This is a genomic window from Variovorax sp. 01T439_2 (assembly GCF_056398445.1).
Genome location: NZ_JBFTPJ010000319.1, coordinates 1 through 5,833, shown reverse-complemented (window position 1 = coordinate 5,833; position 5,833 = coordinate 1). Strand labels below are relative to the sequence as shown.

Genomic DNA, 5,833 nt, shown 5'->3' with positions numbered 1-5,833 from the left:
GGTCCATGCGCGGCGCCGCGACCATCACGTCGCCGGCCGTCATGTCGGCCATGCGCAGCACGCCCTCGAGCATGACGCGCGATTCGGCGCCGATCACCTCGTTGTCCTCGGCGTCCGCGAGGGTTTCGATCAACTCGTCGCGCGAGTCGGGACCGGGGTGGATGAATTCGGCCAGCTTCTGGAGAAAGCCGCGCTTGTCTTCCCGTTCGACGGGTGCGCGTTCAGGGTGAGGGTCGGCCACTGCGGGAGGCGTAGTTGAAGAGATACAAGGATACCGGATTGCGCGTGACAGGCTCTACCGCCTGGCCGCCAGGGGCGCTTTTCAGGTATTCAGGGGGCAGACTTGCTGCGCGCGTCCCGCATGCCGCTGCGCACTTCCTGCAGGCTGGCCAGGAAGGCCCAGAACTGCTTGGCGCGGGTCTTGAGGTGGTAGTCGACCGCTGCGTACTGCTCGAGCGCGATCTCGCTCATGCGGCTGTCGAAGGTGGCGCTCGGCAGTTGCAGGTGGGCTTCGGATTCCGAGCCGCTGCGCACCACGGTGGCGCCGGCGTTGCGGGCGATCTTCAGCATGGCGGCGTTTTCGCTCAGCGCATGGATGAAGAGCATGCCCACGCCTTCGTTGCGCGCCACGACCACGGCCCGCTCGAACAGCCGCGCGCCGTAGCCGCGGCCCCGCGCATGCGCCGCCACCGACACGCCGAATTCGGCGCAGTCGCTGTGCTGCGCGTCCGGCGCGAACGCGAGGTGGGCCATCGCGATCAGGTCGAGCCGGCGGTTGTAGATGCCGAAGAGCTCGTCGCGCTCGAAATCGAGCCCGTCGACGTAGCGCTGCACCTGCTCGTCGCCCGCGGCGTAGCCGAAGCGCAGGTAGCGGTCGTGCGGCGTGAGCGCCAGCAGGTGCTGGGCGATGCGGTCGCGCTCGCGCGGGCCGATCGAGCGGATCGGCACCATGACGGGTTGCGGCGCAGAGGCTGCGCGCGGTTGCGCCTCAACCATCGGCGCCTTCAGAAAAGAGCCGAGGCCGAGAGACGCCTTCAGGAGGGTCTTGGCGGTAAGCATGGCTCAAATATAAGGGTTTTCCCTTAAACACCAAGCCTGCAGGGGTACTTTCGGGCGACATTTGTGAATCAATACCAGAGAGCGTGTCGTTCACGCAACCATCAGCTGGCTAAACCGGCACGGCTGTTGTGGCCTTGACACGGTCGAGCACGAAGCTGGTCTTGCAATCCTCCACGCTGGGGTGCTTGAGCAGGGTGTCCATGATGAAACGGCTGTAATGCCCCATGTCGGCGACCACCACGCGCAGCAGGTAGTCCATCTCGCCGGTGAGCGCCGCGCACTCGACCACTTCGGGCCAGGTCTGGACGCTGGCGCGGAACAGGTCCATGGGGTTGCGCTTGTGGGTTTCGGTGTGCTTTTCGAGGCGCACATTGAGGTAGGCGGTCAGCCCCAGGCCAATGACTTCGGGGCGCACAAGCGCGACGTAGCGGTCGATGACGCCGCTTTCCTCCAGCCGCTTGACGCGCCGCAGCACGGCGCTCGGGGAAAGGCTGACCTGCTCGGCGATCTGGTCGTAGGTGGCGCGCCCGTCTGCTTGCAGCGTGCGCAGAATGAGCCTGTCGATCTTGTCTAATGCTTCCATGGCGGCATTTTCGCAGTTTTACTGCGCCACGCATCTCCTCGGCGCCCAATAACGCTGAAAACGTGAGTGGCATCCGCTCTACAGTGCAGCACTGGTCGTTCTCGCCCACCCGTTCGCTATTTCCTTCATTCGAACCCCACTTCTGGAGACCCCCATGAGCCACACCGACGCGCCCCCCTTCACGCCCTGGGAGAACCCCATGGGAACCGACGGCTTCGAATTCATCGAATACGCGGCGCCGGATCCGGTCGCGATGGGCAAGGTGTTCGAGCGCATGGGCTTCAAGGCCGTGGCGCGGCACCGCCACAAGAACGTGCTGCTGTACCGCCAGGGCACGATCAATTTCATCGTCAACGCCGAGCCCGACTCCTTCGCGCAGCGCTTTGCGCGCGAACACGGCCCGAGCGTCTGCGCCATCGCCTTCCGCGTGCAGGACGCCAAGCAGGCCTACGAACGCGCGATCTCGCTCGGCGCATGGGGCTTTGCCGACAAGGCGGGTCCGGGCGAATTGAACATTCCCGCCATCAAGGGCATCGGCGACAGCCTGATCTACCTGGTCGACCGCTGGCCCGGCAAGAACGGCGCGAAGCCGGGCGACATCGGCAACATCGGCTTCTACGACGTCGACTTCGAACCGCTGCCGGGCGTGGCCTCGCAGGATGCGCTGGCGCCCAAGGGCAACGGCCTGACCTACATCGACCATCTCACGCACAATGTGTACCGCGGCCGCATGAACGTCTGGGCCGGCTTCTACGAGAAGCTCTTCAACTTCCGCGAGATCAAGTACTTCGACATCGAAGGCCAGGTCACGGGCGTGAAGAGCAAGGCCATGACCAGCCCCTGCGGCAAGATCCGCATCCCCATCAATGAAGAGGGCAAGGAGCAGGCCGGCCAGATCCAGGAGTACCTGGACATGTACCGCGGCGAAGGCATCCAGCACATCGCGATGGGCTCGGACAACCTGTACGAGACCGTCGACGCGCTGCGCGCCAACGGCGTCACCCTGCTCGACACCATCGACACCTACTACGAGCTGGTCGACAAGCGCATTCCCGGCCATGGCGAAAGCGTGGCCGAGCTGCAGAAGCGCAAGATCCTGATCGACGGCAAGAAGGACGCGCTGCTGCTGCAGATCTTCAGCGAGAACCAGCTCGGCCCGATCTTCTTCGAGTTCATCCAGCGCAAGGGCGACGACGGTTTCGGCAACGGCAACTTCAAGGCGCTGTTCGAAAGCATCGAGCTCGACCAGATGCGCCGCGGCGTGCTGTCGGCCGCAAAATAAGCGCCTTTTTCACTGGCCAGGAGCCTCCATGCGCAGCACGTTCTCGATCGGCTTGACCCTCACTGCGGCAACCGCCGCTGTTCTTCTTTCGGGCTGCGCCATGGCGCCGGCCGCCCCGGCGGGCGGCTCGCACCTCGACGCGGTGCAGAAGGCGGCGGTGCTGCGCATCTGCACGCCGGGCGACTACAAGCCCTTCAGCTTCCAGAAGGCCGACGGCGCGTTCGAGGGCATCGACGTCGATCTCATGGCGGGCTTCAGCGCCAGCCTCGGCGCCAAGCCCGAATGGGTCAAGACCACCTGGGCCAACCTGCTGCCCGACCTCGGCGCCGGCAAGTGCGACATCGCCGTGGGCGGCGTTTCCGTGACCACCGACCGGCAAAAGCGCGCCTTCTTCAGCGCGCCCTACATGGTGAACGGCAAGGCGCCCATTGCGCGCTGCGCCGACGTTGCCAAGTACCAGAGCGTGGCCGACATCGACAAGCCTTCCACCCGCGTGATCTTCAATCCGGGCGGCAGCAACGAGCGCTTTGCGCGCGCCAACTTCAAGCAGGCCAAGCTCACGCTGCACGGCGAGAACGTGACGATCTTCGACGAGATCCTTGCCAACCGCGCCGACGTGTTCGTGACCGAATCCGCCGAAGCCATCACGCAGCAGAAGCTCAAGCCGGGCCTGTGCGCGATCAACCCCGACAAGCCGCTGCAATACGGCGAAATGGCCTGGATGCTGCCGCGCGACGACGTGGCCTTCAAGGCCTACGTCGACCAATGGCTGCACCTGCAGCAAGCCGGCGGCGACTTCCAGCGCGTGATGGACCGCTGGCTCAAATAAACCGAAAGAGCATTCCCATGGACACCCCTGCAGCAGCCGCTGTCGTCACGCCCGCCGTCTACGGCGCTTCGGACCGTCCGCCGCGCGGCGACTACTCGCGCGGCGGGGCGGTGCTTGCCGACTACACCTGCCCGCAGGACTGGGCCAGCTACACGCCGGCCGACCACGAGACCTACCAGCGGCTCTACGAACGCCAGGCCGCGCAGCTGCCGGGCCTCGCCTGCGACGCATTCATCAAGGCGCTGCCGCTGCTGGGCGTGAAGGACCGCATCCCTCGCTTCGAGGAGATCAACGAGCGGCTGCACCGCGCCACCGGCTGGGAAATCGTGGCGGTGCCGGGGCTGATTCCCGAGCTGCCGTTCTTCACCTTGCTCGCAAACCGCAAGTTTCCGGTGACCGACTGGATCCGCAAGCCCGAGGAGTTCAACTACATCGTCGAGCCCGACGTGTTCCACGACCTGTTCGGCCATGTGCCGATGCTGTTCGACCCGGTCTTTGCCGACTACGTGCAGCGCTATGGCCAGGGAGGCATCAAGGCGCATGAGCTCGGCGCGGGCGAGAAGCTCGCGCGGCTGTACTGGTACACGGTCGAGTTCGGCCTGATCCGCCAGCCCGACGGCCTGCGAGCCTACGGCGCCGGCATCCTGAGTTCCGTCGGCGAACTGCAGCACGCCGTGCGCAGCRACGAGCCGCACCGGCTGCCGCTCGACCTGCTGCGCACCATGCGCACGAGCTACAAGATCGACACCTACCAGAGCAACTACTTCGTGATCGAGAGCTTCGCGCAGCTCTTCGACCTCACGGCTCCCGACTTCACGCCGCTCTACCAGGCGCTCGACGCCCTGCCCGACATTCCGGCCGGGGTGCTGCTGCCGGGCGAGTCCGGCCGGGCCTGAACGCTCCTTTCGAAGTGATTGCGGCGGCATGCATGCGCTGCGGTTCACTATCGCGTGCGCGACAGCGCATGCCCTGCTCCTAGGACAAGCCCGCTGGCGGCCAGATGTGTCTGGCTCCCACAATCCGCGCAAAAGGAGCTTGCATGCAGACATCCGCGCGACAGAACTATCCGGCCGGCGTKCCGCACGAGATCGACCCCGGGCAGTACCGGTCCCTGCCCCACATGTTCGACGAGGCCTTCGCCCGCTATGCCGATCGGCCGTTCTCGGTTTGCATGGAGCGCTGGATGTCGTATGGCGAGCTCGACACGCTGTCGAAGGCCCTGGGCGCGTGGCTGCAATCGCTGGGCCTCGAGCCCGGCGCGCGGGTCGCCATCATGCTGCCCAACGTGCCCCAGTTCGCGGTCACGATGTGCGGCGTGCTGCGCGCCGGCTACACCTGCGTCAACGTCAATCCGCTCTACACGGCGCGCGAGCTCGAGCACCAGCTCAAGGATTCGGGCGCCACGGCCATCGTCATCCTCGAGAACTTCGCCGCGACGCTGGAACAGGTGATCGAGCGCACGCCCGTGAAGCACGTGGTCATCACTTCGATGGGCGACCTGCTCGGCGGACTCTATGGCGCCTGGATCACGGTGGCGGTCCGCCACCTGGCGAAGATGGTTCCGCCGTACAAGCTGCCGCTGGGCAACGGCCGCAGCGTCACGCCGTTTTCCAAGGTCATCGAAGAAGGGCGCGGGCGCGCGCTGGCGCCGGACCAGAGCACGCTCGATTCGATCGCGTTCCTGCAATACACCGGCGGCACCACGGGTTTGTCCAAGGGCGCGGTGCTGACCCACCGCAACATCGTCGCGGCCACGCTGCAGGCGGAGGCCTGGTTCACGCCGGCGCTGTCGCGGGCGGGCGACCTGGCCAAGGTCAACAGCATCGCGGCGCTGCCGCTCTATCACATCTTCGCGCTCACGCTTTGCCTCCTGGTCATCCGCCAGGGCTCGCACATGACGCTGATTCCCAATCCGCGCGATTTCGGCAAGTTCATTGCGGTGCTCAAGAAGCGGCCCTTCCACATGCTGCCGGCGGTGAACACGCTCTTCAATGCGCTCTTGATGCACCCCGGGTTCAAGTCGATCGATTTCTCCACGCTGTTCGTTTCGCAGGCGGGCGGAATGGCCGCCTCCGAAGGC

General features: G+C 65.6%; 6 protein-coding genes and 1 pseudogene. 4 read left to right on the top strand and 3 right to left on the bottom strand.

Annotation, left to right across the window (positions count from 1 at the left end; translation table 11 throughout):
• The 3 genes and pseudogenes from AC1DOC_RS16345 to AC1DOC_RS16335 all read right to left on the bottom strand — a co-directional run.
• Window positions 1–241: pseudogene (locus AC1DOC_RS16345) on the bottom strand (HlyC/CorC family transporter); the annotation flags it as partial.
• An 89-nt stretch (window positions 242–330) separates the two neighbouring features.
• Window positions 331–1,059, bottom strand: coding sequence for a GNAT family N-acetyltransferase (locus AC1DOC_RS16340; protein ID WP_015867525.1), 729 nt, complete (start codon window positions 1,057–1,059; stop codon window positions 331–333).
• 109 nt (window positions 1,060–1,168) lie between these two features.
• A complete protein-coding gene (locus AC1DOC_RS16335) occupies window positions 1,169–1,642 on the bottom strand; it encodes an Lrp/AsnC family transcriptional regulator (RefSeq protein WP_015867526.1) in 474 nt (157 codons plus the stop codon).
• A gap of 154 nt (window positions 1,643–1,796) precedes the next feature.
• Between AC1DOC_RS16335 and hppD the strand changes: the two genes are divergently transcribed.
• From hppD to AC1DOC_RS16315, 4 genes are all read left to right on the top strand, one after another.
• The gene (gene hppD / locus AC1DOC_RS16330; RefSeq protein WP_015867527.1) at window positions 1,797–2,924 is read left to right on the top strand and encodes a 4-hydroxyphenylpyruvate dioxygenase; all 1,128 of its coding nucleotides are present in this window, start codon (window positions 1,797–1,799) and stop codon (window positions 2,922–2,924) included.
• A 28-nt stretch (window positions 2,925–2,952) separates the two neighbouring features.
• Window positions 2,953–3,753, top strand: coding sequence for a transporter substrate-binding domain-containing protein (locus AC1DOC_RS16325; RefSeq protein ID WP_015867528.1), 801 nt, complete (start codon window positions 2,953–2,955; stop codon window positions 3,751–3,753).
• 17 nt (window positions 3,754–3,770) lie between these two features.
• Complete coding sequence (gene phhA / locus AC1DOC_RS16320) at window positions 3,771–4,649, top strand: phenylalanine 4-monooxygenase (RefSeq protein ID WP_478130090.1); 879 nt, start codon at window positions 3,771–3,773, stop codon at window positions 4,647–4,649.
• A 143-nt stretch (window positions 4,650–4,792) separates the two neighbouring features.
• A partial coding sequence (locus AC1DOC_RS16315; RefSeq protein ID WP_478130089.1) for an AMP-binding protein occupies window positions 4,793–5,833 on the top strand: 1,041 nt, incomplete at its 3' end.